This is a genomic window from Streptomyces sp. NPDC090045, from assembly GCF_044747975.1.
Classification (GTDB): Bacteria; Actinomycetota; Actinomycetes; order Streptomycetales; family Streptomycetaceae; genus Streptomyces.
In genome coordinates, this window is record NZ_JBIVFA010000004.1 from 496,403 (window position 1) to 513,658 (window position 17,256).

At 72.5% G+C, this 17,256-nt stretch carries 15 protein-coding genes; 7 read left to right on the plus strand and 8 right to left on the minus strand.

The features are described 5' to 3' along the window. Positions 1-21: 21 nt before the first annotated feature. From ACIPYQ_RS14580 to ACIPYQ_RS14595, 4 genes are all read left to right on the plus strand, one after another. Complete coding sequence (locus tag ACIPYQ_RS14580; protein WP_401250440.1) at positions 22-657, plus strand: TetR/AcrR family transcriptional regulator; 636 nt, start codon at positions 22-24, stop codon at positions 655-657. Continuing rightward, a complete protein-coding gene (locus ACIPYQ_RS14585) occupies positions 654-1,481 on the plus strand; it encodes an alpha/beta fold hydrolase (protein ID WP_401250443.1) in 828 nt (275 codons plus the stop codon). The genes ACIPYQ_RS14580 and ACIPYQ_RS14585 overlap by 4 nt, the downstream gene beginning before the upstream one ends. 66 nt (positions 1,482-1,547) lie before the next feature. Beyond that, on the plus strand, positions 1,548-2,816 hold the full coding sequence (locus ACIPYQ_RS14590) for a S1 RNA-binding domain-containing protein (RefSeq protein ID WP_401250446.1): 1,269 nt from the start codon (positions 1,548-1,550) through the stop codon (positions 2,814-2,816). 151 nt (positions 2,817-2,967) lie between these two features. Continuing rightward, the gene (locus ACIPYQ_RS14595) at positions 2,968-4,035 is read left to right on the plus strand and encodes a hypothetical protein (protein WP_401250449.1); all 1,068 of its coding nucleotides are present in this window, start codon (positions 2,968-2,970) and stop codon (positions 4,033-4,035) included. Between the two features lie 21 nt (positions 4,036-4,056). On the opposite strand, the gene ACIPYQ_RS14600 is transcribed toward ACIPYQ_RS14595, so the two are convergent. Beyond that, on the minus strand, positions 4,057-4,698 hold the full coding sequence (locus tag ACIPYQ_RS14600; protein ID WP_401250452.1) for a TetR/AcrR family transcriptional regulator: 642 nt from the start codon (positions 4,696-4,698) through the stop codon (positions 4,057-4,059). A 46-nt stretch (positions 4,699-4,744) separates the two neighbouring features. Here ACIPYQ_RS14600 and ACIPYQ_RS14605 point away from each other — a divergent pair, with 46 nt between their 5' ends. Beyond that, a complete protein-coding gene (locus ACIPYQ_RS14605; protein WP_401250455.1) occupies positions 4,745-6,376 on the plus strand; it encodes an FAD-dependent oxidoreductase in 1,632 nt (543 codons plus the stop codon). Between the two features lie 70 nt (positions 6,377-6,446). Then, on the plus strand, positions 6,447-7,106 hold the full coding sequence (locus ACIPYQ_RS14610) for a class I SAM-dependent methyltransferase (protein WP_401250458.1): 660 nt from the start codon (positions 6,447-6,449) through the stop codon (positions 7,104-7,106). Between the two features lie 11 nt (positions 7,107-7,117). Here the strand turns inward: ACIPYQ_RS14610 and ACIPYQ_RS14615 are convergent, their stop codons facing one another. From ACIPYQ_RS14615 to ACIPYQ_RS14635, 5 genes are all read right to left on the minus strand, one after another. Beyond that, positions 7,118-8,980 (minus strand): glycoside hydrolase family 15 protein, encoded by a 1,863-nt coding sequence (locus ACIPYQ_RS14615; protein WP_401250460.1) that lies wholly within the window; start codon positions 8,978-8,980, stop codon positions 7,118-7,120. 284 nt (positions 8,981-9,264) lie between these two features. Continuing rightward, positions 9,265-9,909, minus strand: a complete 645-nt coding sequence (locus ACIPYQ_RS14620) for a hypothetical protein (protein WP_401250463.1) — start codon at positions 9,907-9,909, stop codon at positions 9,265-9,267. A gap of 103 nt (positions 9,910-10,012) precedes the next feature. Then, positions 10,013-12,103: a SpoIIE family protein phosphatase gene (locus ACIPYQ_RS14625; RefSeq protein WP_401250466.1), complete on the minus strand. Its 2,091-nt coding sequence runs from the start codon at positions 12,101-12,103 to the stop codon at positions 10,013-10,015. 203 nt (positions 12,104-12,306) lie between these two features. After that, positions 12,307-13,719 (minus strand): LCP family protein, encoded by a 1,413-nt coding sequence (locus ACIPYQ_RS14630; RefSeq protein WP_401250469.1) that lies wholly within the window; start codon positions 13,717-13,719, stop codon positions 12,307-12,309. Positions 13,720-13,859: 140 nt separating this feature from the next. Further along, positions 13,860-14,015 (minus strand): DUF6131 family protein, encoded by a 156-nt coding sequence (locus ACIPYQ_RS14635; RefSeq protein ID WP_361760839.1) that lies wholly within the window; start codon positions 14,013-14,015, stop codon positions 13,860-13,862. A gap of 248 nt (positions 14,016-14,263) precedes the next feature. On the opposite strand from ACIPYQ_RS14635, the gene ACIPYQ_RS14640 reads away from it, so the two are divergent. Further along, positions 14,264-15,199: a phosphotransferase family protein gene (locus ACIPYQ_RS14640; protein WP_401250473.1), complete on the plus strand. Its 936-nt coding sequence runs from the start codon at positions 14,264-14,266 to the stop codon at positions 15,197-15,199. 16 nt (positions 15,200-15,215) lie between these two features. On the opposite strand, the gene ACIPYQ_RS14645 is transcribed toward ACIPYQ_RS14640, so the two are convergent. Together ACIPYQ_RS14645 and ACIPYQ_RS14650 are read right to left on the minus strand one after the other, a co-directional pair. Continuing rightward, complete coding sequence (locus ACIPYQ_RS14645) at positions 15,216-15,893, minus strand: M15 family metallopeptidase (protein WP_361760845.1); 678 nt, start codon at positions 15,891-15,893, stop codon at positions 15,216-15,218. Between the two features lie 87 nt (positions 15,894-15,980). After that, positions 15,981-17,201: a cytochrome P450 gene (locus ACIPYQ_RS14650; protein WP_401250477.1), complete on the minus strand. Its 1,221-nt coding sequence runs from the start codon at positions 17,199-17,201 to the stop codon at positions 15,981-15,983. Positions 17,202-17,256: the final 55 nt, after the last annotated feature.

Here is a 17,256-nt window from a genome sequence, read left to right on the forward strand (position 1 = left end):
ATGGAGGGGCAGGGGGCGCACATGGCAGCGCGCGTGGGACTGACGGTCGACCGGGTCATCCGGGCCGCAGCCGATCTCGCCGACGAGGTGGGCTTCGACCACGTCACCGTGTCCGCGCTCGCGCGGAGCTTCGGCGTGAAGGACGCGAGCCTGTACGCGCACGTCAAGAACGTGCAGGACCTGCGCGCCCGGGTGGCCGTGGTCGCCGCCGGCGAGATGGCCGACCGCATCTCCGTGGCCGTCGCGGGCCGCTCGGGCAAGGACGCGCTCGCAGCCTTCGCCGACGCGTACCGGGACTTCGCACTGCGCCACCCCGGGCGCTACGCGGCCACCCAGATCCAGCTGGACCCGGAGCGGGTCGCCGCTTCCCCCGGACATCTGCGCAGCATCGAGCTGACGTACGGGATGCTGCGCGCCTACGGCCTCGGCGAACCCGACGTGACCGACGCGGTCCGCCTCCTGCGCAGCACCTTCCACGGCTACAGCAGCCTCGAAGCCACCGGCGGATTCGGGCACTCCAGGGACACCGGCACGTCCTGGAGGCGGACCGTCGACGCCCTCCACGTGACACTCACGCACTGGCCGTCGGTGAACGAAGAAGAAGAACAAGAAGCACAAGAAGCACAAGAAGTGGAAGAAGAGGACAAGAGGCGATGAGAGCGGGAACGTTGCAGGTCCCAGGAGCCGACCTCCACCACGAGATACGCGGCACCGGGCCCGTGCTGCTCCTGCTCCCGGGCGGTGGCGGGGACGCAGCCGTCTTCGACGGGATCGCCGACGCCCTCGCCGAGCGGTACACGGTCGTCACCCTCGACCCGCGCGGCTACTCCCGTAGCCGGATCGCCACTTCCGGCCCCGTGGACCAGCGGGTCGACGTGCAGAGCGAGGACGCCCACCGCTTGCTCGCCCACCTCCTGCCGGCCGGCGAGGAGGCGTACGTCTACGGCAGCAGCTCGGGTGCGATCGTCGCCCTCGACCTGCTCGCCCGCCACCCCGAACGGCTGCGCACGGTCGTCGCGGACCAGCCGCCTTGCGCCCGGCTGCTGCCGGACGTCGAGGAGCGGCTGTTCTTCGAAAGGGTCTACGAGGCCTTCCGCGCCGACGGTCTCGGCGCCGCGGCGGCGTACTTCCTCAACGGGATCGGCGGCACCCTGAAGCCCATGCCCGACCCGGCCGGACTGCCGCCGCGCACCGCCGAGATGATCGGCCGCCTGAACGCGAACTTCCCGCTCTTCCTGGAACACGAGCTGCGCCAGTTCACGTCGTACGTCCCCGACGAGACTGCCCTTGCGGCGGTGTCCGAACGCCTGGTGCTGGCCGCGGGCCGCGACACCAGGGGGCACCTGCCCTACCGCCCGGCCGCGGAGCTGGCGGACCGGCTGGGCCTTGAAGTGACCGAACTCCCGGGCGGGCACAGTGGCTACACCGACTGCCCGGAAGAGTTCGGCCGGCGGCTCCTGGAGGTGCTGGGCGCCCGCTAGGGGGCGCCGGCCGGCGCCGACAGACCCGGGCGACGCCGGCTTCCTGCTGGAAGGGAGGATGGGGGCGTGCTCCCCTATGTCTACCGCGTCACCAAGTACGACCCCGCCGACCGCGACGAACGCGGCTGCTACACCGGCCCCGAGGACTGCGTCAGTGATCACGGCGAGGTCGAGGCGGCCTACCTCCGGGCGATCGAGGCGTTCGCCGTCGATTCCGGCATCGACCGCCTGGCCGTACGCGAGCCGCACGTCTCGTCCCTCGTGCACTTCGGTGCCGAGCCGCCCATGGAGGCCCACGGACTGGACGCACTCTTCCCGAGCGGTCCCTCCGGCCGGGCGGGCTTCCACGACGGCGCGGAGGTTCCGCTCGGCACCGCGCTCGAACTGGTGCGGGTCATGCTGCGCGACGGCGGTGCCTGGTGCCTGCTGGAGGCGGAGGGCGCGTTCGCCGTGCACGTGGGATGGGACCAGTACCTCTACATCGGCAGCGCCTTCCCGTGCGAGGAGGCGCAGGCGCGGGCCCGCGCGCTCGGGCTCTTCCCGGAACGCATGGACGCATCCCCGTACGACGGGGAGACCGACCGGGAGACCGACGGGGACGAGGTCCAGCGGCCGGGCGACGACGAGTTCTGGGCGCGCCTGCGCTACGCCGTCGTCTCGTGCCAGGCGGGACTCCTGGAGGAGCGGCCCGTCGGAGGCGTCTCCCGTTTCCACCGCCTCACCCGCGAGACCCTTGACGCGGTGCGTGCCGGACTCGCCCCCCGCGCCCGGTTGGCCGTGTGGCCGGACCTGTCCTCCGACATCGACGCGGTCCTGGGTGCCTTCCCGGTGGACGGCCTCATCGAAGGGGTCTGGCAGGACGAGGACGGCCGGATCCACAGCGCCGTCGTCGACGAGGAGGAGTTCCCGGAGCTGGCCGCCCGGATCTCCCGTGCGGGAGCGGCAGCGCTCCTGCCCACGTACGCCGACGAACGCGCGCCCTTGTTCACCGCCGTCCTGCCGGACGCCGACGGAGTGGTACGGGCCCGTTGGCGGACCGATCCCACACCGGGCGACCGCAACTGGGCCTTCCTCAAGACCCGGGGACTGCAACGGGGCCAGGTCGTCACCGGCACGGTCACCCACATCGCCGACTTCTGCGTCACGTTCGTGGACATCGGAGGCTTCACCGCGATGATCAACATCCCCGAGCTGTCATGGCTCCCCATCAGCCACCCCTCGGAGGTCGTCTCCGTCGGCCAGGAGATCACCGCGGAGATCCTCGACGTCGACATGGTCCGTGAACGCGTGTCGCTCTCGCTCAAGGCCTTGGCCGAAGATCCACGACGGGAGTGACCCATGAGCAGGGCGGCTCCGTCGGCCGCCTGCCCGCCCCGTAGGGTCCTGATACGTGAGGGGGAGGAGCCTTCCTCGCGGGTTTTCAGGGGAGGGACTTCTGGTGGGGTGGGTCAGAGGGTTAGCGGTCGGGACGGCCGTGGTACTGACGGTGGCGGGGGCCGCTGGGTGTACGGGCGGGAACGGCGGTGGTGGCGGGGCGTCCGCCGAGGAGCCGAAGCCGTCGGTTCCGCCGCCGCCCCCGCTGGTGATCACGCAGGCGGAGGCCGAGAAGGTCTTCAGCCGGTTCGAGTGGGAGCGCCGCACCCCGGCAGTCTGGAAGGACACCGATGGCGCGGCCAAGGTCGCGACCGGTCCGCTCATGACGGAGTGGAGAGCGGACGCCGCCGTTCACGCGGTGTGGAAGGGCCCCCAGCACGTGGTGTCAGGGTTGGTGAATCCGGTGTTCGCCATTCCGGCAGAGCGGGACCAGCCGTCGTACCCGAGGTCTTTCGTCACGCTGAGCAAGGCGAACGGAGGGGAGAGCGGGCCGGCCACGGCCGTCCACTACTTCGTCCAGGAAGCGCCCGGGGGCGAGTGGAAGGCGGCCGTGGAGACCTGGGTGGCCACGGCGGCATCGGTGCCGCTGGTCAGCGAAAACGTCTTGTACGCGCCGACGGCGGTGCAGGTGCGGAAGGATCCGGTGGCAGCCGTCAGTCGAAATGCGGACGCGGCGGTACTGTCACCGACCGCGGCGACGGACCGGGAAGCGTGCGGGCGTTTCGCGGACTACCTGAGCTTCACGACCCCGGACGAGCCGGAGACCGCACCGTTCGCGGCGGGCCCCCTGACCGACGGGGTGGTGGGGAAACTGGGCGAGAAGGCGCAGGAGCCGAAGCTCAAGGGGCTGGTCACCTACGCGTTCGAGCACGAGGTGACCGGTCCCGAGCTGCCCGTGCTGAAGCTGGACAACGGCGCTTCCCTGGTCGCCTGTCCGCTCCTGCGCGAGGAGCGGGCGAAGGGCAAGAACTCCACGGTCTCCTTCAGCTTCGGCGACGCCTCCCAGCAGGGCGCGCTGCTGGATGCCAAGGGCAAGTGGTGGCGAAGCTCGAACGCGAAGCTCAGCCTGACCGCCCTGATCGAGCTCCCACCCGCCGACACCCCCGGCCCGGCCCAGGTGGTGGCGTGCAACTGTGCCGAGCCCCAGCTGCTGGAGGTGACGGGCAAGCCCGCCGACTGAAACGCGGTCAGGCGTACCCGGCTAGGCCTGTCCCGGGAGCGGCTCCGGCAGGGCCCGCTCCAGGGCGTCGAACGCCGCGTTCACCCGCATGCGGTGGTCTTCTGCCACGTCCGCCGCGCGCTCGCCGGCGAGCAGCCGGCCGGCCGTGGTCACGTAGACGGCCCGGTACGCGGCCACGGTCAGGGCCGCCGTCAGGCGGGCGTCGGGGCCGCCGATCGCTTCGGCCAGTGCGTTCTCCACCTCCTCCACGCCCTCGCGTGCCCGCGCCCGCAGTGCGGGGGAGCCGAGCACGATCCGCCAGAAGTGCGGGAAGGTGTCGCCGACGCCCGCCAACGGGTGGCGCTCGTCGAGGAGTCGGAGCAGCAGCAGGCGCAGGCCGGCGAGCAGGGACTCGCCCTCCGCGCGCTCGCGCACCGCTCCCGTGAACAGCTCGACGGCTTCGGGGATCCGGTCAAGGAAGAGGTCCTCCTTGCGCGGGAAGTGGTTGAAGACCGTCATCGTCGAGACGTGCGCGGCCTTGGCGACCTCGGCCACGGTCACGTGGTCGAAGCCCCGGGCCGCGAACAGCATCGTCGCCTTGTCGGAGATCCGCTGCCGGGTCTCGCGCTTCTTGAGCTCGCGCAGGGAGAGCGGTGCTTCCTTCGCGTCGTTCCCTTGATTCATGAGAACACTATAGCGACTACAAGATTTGAGTGACTATAGTGAATGCATGGACTCGCACTCGAACTCAAAGTCGAAGTCGAACTTAGCGCCGGACGTGGACGTGGTGGTGGCCGGCGGCGGCCCCGTCGGGCTGATGCTGGCCTGCGAACTCCGCCTCGGCGGGGCCCGGGTGGCCGTCGTGGAGCGACGTACGGACGTGGACCGGACCATCAAGGCAGGGGCGATCAACACGCCGACCGCCGAAGCCTTCTACCGACGCGGGCTGCTGCCCGCGCTATCGGAAGTGCAGCAGCGCACGCTCGACCAGTTCCGGGCCTTCATGCGCGGCCGGCCGGGCGGCGCACCGGGCGGACAACCACCGCGCACGCCACCCAAGTTCGCCGGCCACTTCGGCGGGATCATGCTCAGCGGCGCACTGCTGGACGAGGCCGACCCCGACTTCGCGCACGCCGGGCCGGCCGGGGACGTGGCCCTCGTACCCCAGCAGGAAGTCGAGCGGCTGCTCGAAGAACGCGCCGCAGAGCTCGGCGTCGATCTGCACCGGGGCGTGGAGTTGACGGGCTTCGACGCCGAGGACGCCGAGGGCGACGGGGTCGTCGTCCGCACGGCCCCGGTCGGCGGCGGGCCGGACCGGACGATACGCGCCGGCTGGCTCGTCGGCTGCGACGGCGGACGCAGCACGGTGCGCAAGCTCGCGGGCTTCGCGTTCCCCGGATCGGATCCGCGGATCACCGGCCACCAGGCGGTCGTCACCATGACCGGCGCCGAAACCCTGAAGACCGGCTGGAACCACACCGGCACCGGAACGTACGTGCACGGCCCCGTCCCCGGCCGCATCCTCACGGTCGAGTTCGACGGCCCGCCCGCCGACCGCGAGGCACCGGTCACCGCCGAGGAGGTGCAGGCGAGCCTGCGGCGGGTCACCGGACTGGCGGACCTCACGGTCACCGAGGTGCACACCGCCACCCGCTTCACCGACAACGCCCGCCAGGCGGCCGACTACCGGGCCGGCCGGGTGCTGCTCGCGGGCGACGCCGCGCACGTCCACTCGCCGTTCGGCGGACAAGGGCTGAACCTCGGCATCGGTGACGCGGTGAACCTCGGCTGGAAGCTCGCCGCGGTGGTCCGGGGGCGGGCACCCGAAGGGCTCCTGGACTCGTACACGGCCGAGCGGCACCCGATCGGGGCGTGGGTGCTCGAGTGGACCAGGGCGCAGGTCGCCCTGATGCGGCCGGACCCGCATTCCCGCGCCTTGCTCGATGTCGTCACCGACCTGATCGGCACCGTCCCCGGCACCACCCACTTCGTCAAGAAGATCTCCGGAGTGGGGCAGCGGTACGACCTTCCCGGCCGTCACCGGCTGGTGGGCCGCAGCGCCCCCGACCTCGAACTCGCCGACGGGCGCCGCCTCGCGGACCTGATGCACGACGGGAGGGCGCTGCTCCTGGATCTCGCGGACGACGCGGACCTCAGGGCGGTGGCCGAGGGGTACGGGGACCGGGTGCGGGTGGTCATAGCCACCTGCCCCGCCGGGCCCGCGCCGGCCGGACTGCTCGTGCGCCCCGACGGATGCACCGCCTGGGCTGCGGACGCGGCCGACGGCCGGGCGGACGCGGCGCAGGGCCTCGCCGCCTCCCTGGCGCAGTGGTTCGGAGCCCCCGCACCCGTGGGGGGCTGACGGGCAGGACATCCGGCAGGGGGGCACGGCCGTGTCGGACTCGATCGTGCACGCCCTATTGTCGTCCCCTGTGACGGAACACTCCACGCACCTCCGGGTGACATCAGACGCCTACGACGCCGTCGCCGTTCTCTACGCGGACCTCGTCCGCAACGGGCTCGACGGCCTTCCGCTGGACCGCTCGGTCCTCGCCGCGTTCGCCGATCTCGCGCGAGTCGCTGATGCCGGGCCCGTCGCCGAGCTGGGATGTGGTCCCGGATATCTGACGGCACACCTGCGCGACCTCGGGCTCGACGCCTTCGGCCTCGACCTGTCGCCGGTGATGATCGGCCTTGCCCGGGAGGCATACCCCGACCTGCGGTTCGAGCTCGGTTCGATGGACGCCCTGGACCTGGCCGACGGCACGCTGGGCGGCATCGTGTGTTGGTACTCGGTCATCCACGCCCCGCCGCGGGACATCCCGTCCTACCTCGCCGAGTTCCGCCGCGTCCTGGCCCGGGGAGGCACCCTCCTGCTCGCCTTCTTCGAGGCCGAGGGCGGGCCGGTGGAGGCGTTCGACCACAAGGTGACGACGGCCTACCGGTGGCCGATCGACGTCCTCGCGGGGCTGGCCCGGGAGGCCGGGTTCGTGGAAGTCGGGCGGATGCTGCGCGAGCCGCTCACGGAGGAACGGTTTCGCCGCGGTCATCTTCTGATGCGGTGCGCACCTGATCGCCCGGACGCGTCCTAACGGCTCGTGTCCTAGCGGCTCGCGTCCCGGTCGAGTTCCGAGTCGAGGGCGAGGGCCGCGGCGATGAGGGCGAGGTGGGTGAAGGCCTGGGGGAAGTTGCCCAGTTGCTCACCGGTGGGGCCGATCTCCTCCGCGAACAGCCCCACGTGGTTCGCGTAGGTGAGCATCTTGTCGAAGGCGTACCGGGCTTGCTCCAGCCGTCCGGCGCGCGCGAGGGCGTACACGTAGAGGAAGGTGCACAGGGAGAAGGTGCCCTCGGAGCCCTGCAGGCCGTCGGGGGAGGCCGCGGGGTCGTAGCGGTAGACGAGGCTGTCCGAGACGAGTTCGCCGTCCATCGCCTCCAGGGTGGACAGCCAGCGCGGATCCTTCGGCGTGATGAAGTCGACCAGCGGCATGAGCAGCAGGGAGGCGTCGAGCACGTTGCTGCCGTAGTGCTGTACGAACGCCCGCCGCTCCTCGCTCCACCCGCGCGTCATGATCTGCTGCAGGATGGCGTCGCGCGCGGCCGTCCACCGGGGTACGTCGGCCGGGCGGGCGAGGGCGGCGGCCTGGCGGATGCCGTGGTCGAGGGCGACCCAGCACATGAGGCGGCTGTAGGTGAAGTCCTTCTGGCCGCCCCGGGTTTCCCAGATGCCCTCGTCGGGCCGGTCCCAGTGGTCGCACAGCCAGTCCAGTACGGCGGCGGAGTGCTGCCAGCCGTCGTAGCCGACGACCTCGCCGGTCCGGCCCGTCTGGCCGAGGGCGAAGACGGCCTCCCCGTAGATGTCCAACTGCAGCTGCCCGGCGGCGCCGTTGCCGGCGCGCACCGGGGCGGACCCCCGCCAGCCCGCCAGGTGTCCGAGGACCTCCTCGGTCAGGTACGGGTCCCCGTCGACCCGGTACATGATCTGCAGCGGCTCGCCGTTGGGGGCTCCTCCGTCGTGCATCCGCTGCTGGAGCCACATGCGGAAGGCGTTCGCCTCATCGGTGAACCCCAGGTCGCGCATGGCGCGCACCGCCAGGGAGGCGTCGCGGATCCAGGTGTAGCGGTAGTCCCAGTTGCGCTCGCCGCCCTCCTGCTCGGGCAGGCCCATGGTGGCGGCGGCGATCGGGGCGCCCGTGGGCGCGTACGTCATCAGCTTGAGGGTGATCGCGGAACGGTTGACGATCTGCTGCCAGCGGCCGCGGTAGGTGCAGTGTCCGATCCAGCCGTGCCAGAAGCGGCGTACGGAGCTGAACGCCTCGGCCAGGTCGTCCGCGTTCAGGAGCCGTGGGGGCTCGCTCGCGCCGTCGCACACCGTCAGGACGACGGCCGCGCGCTCACCGGCCGCCAGGGTGGCCGTCGCACGTACGTCGTCACCGTCGGCTTCCAGCGGGACGGGGCCCACGGCCTGGAGGTGTGCGGTGATGCCCGGCCCCTCGAAGCGCGCGATGGCACCGTCCAGGGCGAGTACGTGGGGCGCGCGGCCGTAGTCGAAGCGCGGCCGGCACTCCAGGGCGAAGCGCACGGAGCCCCGTACCGCCCGCAGCACCCGCACCACCTGGTGGCGGTCGGTGGCGGTGTGCGGATCGTGGACGGGCATGAAGTCGACCACCTCGCCGACGCCCTCGCGCGTGAGGAAGCGGGTGATCAGCACGGCGGTGTCGGCCAGGTAGAGCTGGCGGGTGACGACCCCCGCCTCGGCCCCAGGCCCACCACCCGCGGCGCCCTCGGGCGCCTCCGCGGTGATGGCGAAGTATCCACCGCGCTCGTGGTCGAGCAGTCCGGCGAAGACGCTGGGCGAGTCGAACCGGGGCGAGCAGAACCAGTCCATCACCCCCTCGGAGGAGACGAGCGCACAGGTCTGCAGGTCTCCGATCAGACCGTGCTCGGCAATCGGCGGATAGGGACGCATCAGCCCTCCACGGCGTGCAGCCGCTGCCCGGCGGGCAGCGGCAGGTGCGCGGCCGATGGGGTTCGGCCGATGCGTCGTGCCTCTCCGGGGCCACAGGACGCTCGTCCGGGCAGCTCTCATTCTCGTGTCCCCCGCCGGTGATCGCCATGCGGGCGGGGCGGGACGTCGATCATGCCGGTGCACAGCGGCTCGCCCTGGACGGCGACCCGCTCCGCGGCCCGGACACCCCGACGCCCTGGCCCGCTCCGGCTCGCCCGTGGCGCCGAGCGAGCTGCCGGGCGCACTCAGGAGACGTGGACCGACAGTCCGCACAGGCCCGAGCCGCTCCGGACGGCGGCGCGCCAGACGCGCAGGGGGCCGTCCAGGACGCGTTCTTCGCCCTCCGAGTAGTCCAGCCAGTCCTGGGCCTGCGCGGTGGTGCGGTCGGCCGCGGTGAAGGTGAGGGCCTGCTCCACCCGCGGCAGGTGCCGGCGGACTTCGGCGGAAGTGAGGAGGAAGTTGCCGCACCAGCCGGGCAGGAGAGCGGCGCGGGCCGGGCCCACGGCGTGGAAGAAGGACGCGACCGCGTACTCCTTGGAGTGGACGGAGATGAACATCCCGTCGCGGCTCTGCCCGTCCCACACGTCGTCCACGACGTAGAAGGAAGGGTCCGCGCTGCCGTCGCAGACCTCGTCGACGTGGCGGCCCGGCGTCATGAGCGCGCGGAACGATTCCACCGCGTGGGCGTCCGCCGCCGTGGCATCCGGGCTTCCGGCAGGCGCGTACCAGGTGTTGTGGTCCGGGAGCGGGGCGCGCTGCCAATCCAGCCGGCGGCGTCGGGCATCGGCCCGGGCATGGTCCGCGCGCATCGCGGGCAGCAGCCTCGGAGCAAGGCGGGCCACGTCGTCGTCGCTGTGGCTGGTGATCGCCCACGCGCTGGTGAAACCCATGCGCGAGACGCTACCGCCCGCCGCTGACAGGGCGCGGGGCGATCCGGATCCCCTCCCGGCCGGCCCCCGAGGCCCCGTACCGCTCAGGGTGGACCGTGGGTGGTCAGGCGGGCGGGAGGTGGGGGGCCGAGCCGATGCGGGCGGCGAGGAGGGCGATGTCGTCGTCCGCGGAAGCCGGCACCAGGTGTGCGATCAGGGTGTCGCACAGGTGGTCCAGTGGCTGGTCCGGTTCGGTGAGCAGGCCGGTGAGCTCGCCCAGGCGTTCGTCGATGTCACGGCTGCGGGCTTCGATCAGGCCGTCGGTGTAGAGGACGAGCAGGCTGCCGGGTGGCAGGGTGATCTCGGTGGTGGTGAAGGTGATGCCACCGACGCCCAGCGGGACGCCGGGCGGGGTCTTGACGAGGTACACGGTGCCGTCGGGCTCGGCCACGGCCGGTGGCGGGTGTCCGGCGCGGGTGATGGTGCAGTGGCCCGTGGCGGGGTCGCAGACCACGTAGAGGAAGGTGGCCAGCATCGGTTCGGCGAGGTCGGCGAGGGTGGCCTCCAACTGGTGCAGCAGCGCCGTCGGGGACATGTCGAGGCGCGCGAGGGCGCGTACGGTCGCGGAGAGGCGCCCCATGACCGCGGCGGCCGCGATGCCGTGACCCATGACGTCCCCGATGAGCAGCGCGGCCCTGCCTCCGGTGAGGGGGAGGACGTCGTACCAGTCCCCGCCGACTTCGTTGACGTCGCTGGCCGCCAGGTAGCGGTGGGCGATCTCGATGCCCGGCGGAGGCGTGACGTGCTGGGGGAGCATGCTGCGCTGGAGGACGACCGCGGTCTCGTGCTCGTGGTGGTACAGGCGCGCGTTGTCGATGCTGATGGCGGCCCGGGCGGCGAGTTCGGCGGCGAGCGTGACGTCGTCGGACCCGAAGGAGGCACCGCCGGGCCGGGCGCGGTAGAAGGTCGCGACGCCGAGGACCACGTCCCGCGCGACGAGCGGGATCATCATGAACGAGTGCACGCCCGTCTCCAGCAGCTGCGCGGGCTTGTGGGTGTGCCGGGCGGCCGTGGCGACGGCCCGTTCGTCGAGCTGGGCGATCAGGAAGGGCTGTCGGGCCGTGAGGGCCTGGGTGTACGGGGCGGCCGAGGGGAAGGTGAGCGTCCTGCCGAGCGGCGCCAGGACCTGGGTGACGGGCGAGCCGGTCAGCGGCGCCTTTCCCAGCCGTCGCAGGGCCACGCCCGCGGCCAGCCCGGGGCCCGGCTCGTTGCCGCTCGCGAGGGAGTCCAGCACGTCGACGGTGACGGCGCTGGCGAGGTGCGGGACGGCGAGGTCGGCCAGCTCCTGCGCCGTGCGCTCCAGGTCGAGGCTGGCACCGATGCGCGAGCTGGCCTCGCTCAGCAGCGCGAGCCTGCGGCGGCCCGCCTCGACCTCGGTCTGATCGCGCTGCTGCCTGGTGATGTCCAGGAGCGAGGCGATGATGCCGATCGGCCGGCCGGCGGGGTCCTCCACGCGCACGTAGGAGCACGACCACATGTGGTCGTGCTCCGGGTCGGCCGGGGTCCGGCCGGTGCGGCGCCGGTCGAGGACCGGTTCACCCGTGTCCAGGACCTGCCGCATCGCCTCCTCCATCTCGCCGGCGTTCACCTCGGGCAGGAGCTCGGCCAGGCGCCGGCCCACGTGGGCGGATTCCGCGAGCCCGTTCATCGCTTCGAGCGCCGGGTTGACCTGCAGGAACCGCAGCTGTGTGTCGAGGACGGCGATGCCGACGGGGGAGCGGGCGAACAACCCGTCCCAGACCGCCGAGGACCCGCGGATGCGGCGGGCGGCATGAGCGTCCGCCGCGAAGACCAGGACCGCCGAGGCGCCGTGGCGCCGGTCGGGAACGGGACAGGCCCAGATCTCGAGCTCCAGCGGGTGACCGCTGCGGTGCCAGGCGGTGACCGTACCCATCACCCCGCGACCGGTGGCGGTCGTCTCCCACAGGGACCGGCCCAGGCTGCGGTCGGCACCCGGATGCAGCAGATCGGCGATGTGCCGGCCGAGCACCTGGGGCGGGGTGTAGCCGAGCAGTTCCTGCGCGCCGTGGTTCCAGCGCACCACCAGCCCCTCGCTGCTGGTGGCGATCAGCGCCACCGGCAGCGCGCCCAGCCATCCGCCGGCGTCCTGGGCGGCGCCGCTGATCAGATCCTCGAACGGCATCTCCTCATGCATCCTGCACCCGCTCCTCCCGGGAGGCCCCGGTCCTGCGGCGCGGAAACCCCGGACAGCGGCAGGCGGTACCGGTGCCCGCGGAGCGGGAGGGCGCCCGGGCCGGCTCCTGCGGCCGCTCACCCGGTGCGTGCTGCGGCTGCGCTACGTCCACACCTCTCATCGTCGCCCTGCGGTCTCCGTGCCGCCCCCCGACCGCCCGCGTCCTACGGCCGGCCGGCGGTCGCGGTGGTGCCCGTGGCCGTGCTCGTGGTGGTGGCCTCGGGCGCGGCGGCCGCGGAGCCGCCCGCGCAGCGGAGGCGGTCGCCGGTGACAGGGGCGCCATCGGCCAGGTTGCGGTCGTAGGTGACGGTCTTGACCAGGACGGGCTGCGTGCCGACGGCGACGTCGAAGACCGCGCCCTGATCCGGGCGGGCCTCCGGGTGGGCCTCAGGGCGGGCCTCCAGGCGGGAGCCGGGCAGAGCGGCCGCGAGGGTCGCCGCCTTCTCCTCCTGGCCGGCGGCGAACCGGATCACCGGGGGGCCCGCAGGGCGTGGGGACGGTGCGGACTGCGAGGTGTCGCTGACGACGAACCCGTTGCGGCGCAGGGCCGCGGCGACGGCGGCGTCGTCCACGCGGACGGCGATCCCGGCGGGGTCGGTCGGCGCAGGGGTCTCCGCGACGGGCTGGATGCGGGTGTCGCCCGTGAGCGGGCGGTCCGCGCCCAGCGCGTCCCACAGCGCGGCGGAGCGGGCCTCGTCCCACACGAGTGTGGAGCCCACCCCGGGCACGCGGTGGTCGAAGAGCCGGATCGGGACGGTCGCGTACTCGATCCGGTCCGCACGGAGGCGGCCGAGCGCCCAGCCGATGCGGATCAGGTCGCCCGGCCCGGTCCGCGCGTCGGTGCGTACGGACTTCAGCAGGGCGTGCACGGTCCGCGCCGTGCGTACGGGGCTGGACAGGGCCCCCTCGACGGTGAGGCGGGCCAGGAGGTCGTTGACCACGTGCTGCTGGCGGCGGACGCGGCCGAGGTCCCCGGGCCGGAGGTTGACGTGCCGGGCCCGTACGTAGCGCAGGGTGTCGTTCCCGTTGGTGTGGTGACGGCCGGCGCCGATGTCGAGGCCCGAGTTCTCGTCCGTGAGGGGCCGGTCCGTGCAGACGGTCGCGCCGCCGAGGTTGTCGATCGTCTGCTCGAAGCCCCTGAAGCCGGTCTCCAGGTAGTGGTCGATGTGCAGACCGGTGGCCTTCTCGACGGTGGCCACCGTGAGCGCGCCGCCGCCCAGGGCGTAAGCGCCGTTGATCTTGCCTAGGCGGGCGGTGGTGGTGGTGCCGGCGTATTCGACGTACGAGTCGCGCGGGAGGGAGACCACGCTCGCGCGCTGCCCGCTCTCGGAGACGTGCACGAGCATCATGACGTCCGTGCAGTTGCACCCTTTGCCGCCCACGTGGAGCCGGTTCTTCTCGGCCGCCGAGAGACCGGCGCGGCTGTCGATGCCGACGACCAGGATGTTCGTCCCCCGGCTGCCGGTGCCCGACGGCCCTCCCCCGGCCGAGACGGCCGCCGAGACGGCCTGCGGGCCCAGGAGGGAGCCGCAGGAAAAGGCGGTCAGCAGCGCGAGAGCAACAGTGAGACGACGCAACGCACATCCCCGAAATAGGACGAACCGGCTCAAAATTCGACTCTACGTGGCTGCTGCGCGAGGGACGGGGCTGTACGCGCCGGTTTCACCCCTGCGAAGGGCCGTCGGCCGTAGCCGACGGCCCGGGACGGACGAAGCCCCTAGTAGTAGTGGCGCCTTCCGCCGACCTCGTGCCCGACGGCCCCGAGGATCCACAGCACGGCGCCGATGACGAGGAGGATGATGCCAATCGTCCACAGGATCGATATGCCGAGCAGCCACCCGACGACCAGCAGAATGATTCCGAGCACGATCATGAGGGTCTCCCTTCTCCCTAGCCGCCTCTGGCCCGAAGCCGGTCGCGCGATGCTGCGCGACCGCCGCGGTCCTGGCCTGGAGGGGACCTCTCGGGCTGCGGCGTTGGTGCGCTGCGGCGGTCGTACCGGAACGCAGCGCACACGGCGTCTCACCGTTTTCCACCAGCGCAAACATGCTGTGGTTCCGGGCGTTCACCGGGACGGAAATCCGGTTGTGGCGGCAGCCCGCGCCGCCTACGTTCCCGATCATGCTGCCCTGGGTGGAGACGGACGAGGAGTGGGACGAGGTCGTCCCCGACGAAACGATCATGCGGCCGGGGGCGGAGGACCTCTGCGGCCGCCTGGGGCTGGGCGGAGCGCCCCTGGTCCGTTTCAAGGACGGCTCCCAGCCGGTCTACGCGGTCGGGGACGAGCACGTCCTCAAGCTGTTCCCGGCCGCTGCGGCCCGGGACGGCGTCGCCGAAGGGCGGGTGCTCGCCCACGTGCAGGGACGGCTGCCGGTGGCGACGCCGCACGTCCGGGAGTCAGGCGTCTACGAGAACGGCTGGCGCTACGTCCTGATGTCGAGGCTCGGCGGCGAGAGCCTGGCGCACGCCTGGCCGCGGATACCGCAGGTCGACCGGGAACGGCTGGTGGCCGAGGTCGGCGAGGCACTGGCGGCGCTGCACGCGCTGGACCCCGAACCGCTCGCCGACGTCCTCGGCCCCGGAGACTGGGGCGCCTTCGTCGACGAACAGCGGGAAGGGGCCGTGGACCAGCAGCGGGGCCACGGACTGGCCGACGCGTGGCTGGAACAGATTCCCGACTTCCTCGCCTCCGTCCCGCTCCCGCGCGAACCCCGGCGCGCCCTGCTGCACACCGAGGTGATGCGGCAGCACCTCCTGGTGGACCCCGACGGCTGGCGCCTGACCGGATTCTTCGACTTCGAACCGGCCATGATCGGCCACCACGCGTACGACTTCGTGGGGGCCGGACTGTTCGTCACCCGCGCCGACCGCCACCTGCTGCGCAGGCTCCTCGCCTCGTACGGCGGTGGCACCGGGACGGGCCTCGATCCGGCCGAACTGCTCGCGTACACCCTGCTGCACGTGTTCAGCAACCTGCCCTGGTACCTGCGGGAACTGGGTGCGCCGCCGGACGCGAAGCTGGACTCCCTCGCCGACTTCTGGTTCGGCCGGGACTGACACCGGGCCCGACCGCTCACTCGCCGTTGGCGGAGAAGTGCTGGTAGTCCCGGTTGGCCCAGCGGCCGCCCCAGCGCCAGCCGACCTCGCGGAACGCCGCGGTGACGGCGTCGCCCGGGTGGATCTGACCCGGCTGGTTCAGGGACCGTTGCAGGTGGGGGCGGCCCTTCGGGGGGTGCACGACGCCGTGGATGTCGACGTACGGGTTCTCGACGGGGTTGATGTCCACCGCGTCCCCCCAGGCGTGCTGCGACAGGCGCCGGGGATCACCGGTGACCGGGCGGCAGTTGAAGGCCGAGGTGTTGTCGTCGGCCATGGACTCGGAGTCGTCGCGGTACTCGGCCATCACGCGCATGCGGCGGATCGGGAAGCGCGCGTCGAAGGCCCGCTGGAAGACGTGCAGGAGGGGGCGGACGGCGTTCTCGTGGACCACCATCTCGCCCGCGTGGGTCCGGCCGTCGAAACCCCAGTGGTTCATCCGGATCAGCCTCAGCCGCTCGGGCGGGACCGGGCAGCCCTTCCGGTAGGAGGCGCCCAGCTTCTCCGCCGGTACGGCCGTGACGCGCGCGGACAGCAGGGCCGGCGGGTCGGCCGGCCGGGCCTGGAAGCGCGGCGGACCGGCCTGGGTGGAGCAGGCCAGCGCGGCCGCGCACAACGTGGCCGTCACGGCCGCGGCCGCGGTGGTGTGGCGCACGGGAAACACGCTACGGCGATCTCCGGGGACGGGCATTCCGGACACCGCCGGCCGAGCGGTCCACAGGGCCGCCCGCCCGGGCCGTGGTCAGGGGAGGGTGGTGACCGGCAGGTCGTGCAGGGCGCGGAACCGGAAGGTGCTGTGCCACCGGAGCCGGTCCGCGGGGCGGGCGAGCCTGAGGCGGGGGAACCGTTCGATGATCGAGCCGAGGGCCAGGGTGAGCTGGAGCCGGGCCAGGGGCGCTCCGAGGCAGTAGTGCATGCCGTGGCCGAGGGCGAGGTGGGCCTTGTCGGCGCGGTCGATGTCGAAACGGTCGGGGTCCGGGTAGCGGGCCGGGTCCCGGTGCGCGGAGGCCAGGCTGAAGAGGACGGTGTCCCCGGCCGGTATCCGTACGCCGCCGATCTCGACGGCTTCGGTGGGGAAGCGCCGGATCGCGGTCTGGTTGGGGCTGGTGTACCGCAGGAGTTCCTCGACCGCGTCCGCCACGCGCGCGGGCCGTGCCCGCAGTTCGGCCAGCTGCTCCGGGTGCTCGATGAGGGTGAGCACGCCGGCGCTGATGACGTGCTGGACGTTCTCGCTGCCGGCCCCGAGGATCAGGAAGGCGAGCGAGACGAGTTCGTCCTCGGTGAGCTGGTCCTCCTCGTCGCGCGCCGCGATCAGGCTCGACAGCACGTCGTCACCGGGCGCGGCCCGCCGCAGGGCCACGAGGTCGACGAGGAACCGGTGGATGTCACCGATGGCCTGGACGAGTCCCTCGCGGGAGCGCGGGCTCAGCATGGTGGAGACCCAGGCGGCGAAGCGCTCCTGGTCGCCGGCCGGGATGTCGAGCAGGGCGCCGATGACCCGCAGTGGCAGTGGTCTGGCGAACCCGGCCACCAGGTCCGCCTCGCCGCTGCCCGCGATCGCGGCCGCGAGCTGCGCGAGCTGGCCGTCGACGGCTGCCCCGATGCTGTCGCGGAGCACCTCGACGTGCCGGGCGGTGAACCCCTTCGCGACCAGGCGGCGAAGGCGCAGGTGGTCGTCCGGGTCGATGTTCAGCAGGTTGCGGTCGAGTGCGGGCGGGAGCGAGAAGCCGCTGAAACCCGTGGACGAATGCCTCTTGTTGACCGACAGCCGCTGGTCGGACAATCCGGCGCGCACGTCCGCCTCGTGGGTCACCAGCCACACCGGCGAACCGTCGGGCAGGGCGACCCGGTGCACCGACCCCGCGGCGCGCAGTTCCGCGTAGACCGCGTGGGGGTCGCGTGAGAACGCCTCCCCGAACGGCTGGGCCAGGGATACCTCTTCGGATTCGGATGTCCGGGTCATGCGCATCCCCCTGCGTGCTGAGCGGCCGGTCGGCGACGACGGGTTCGTTCGTAGC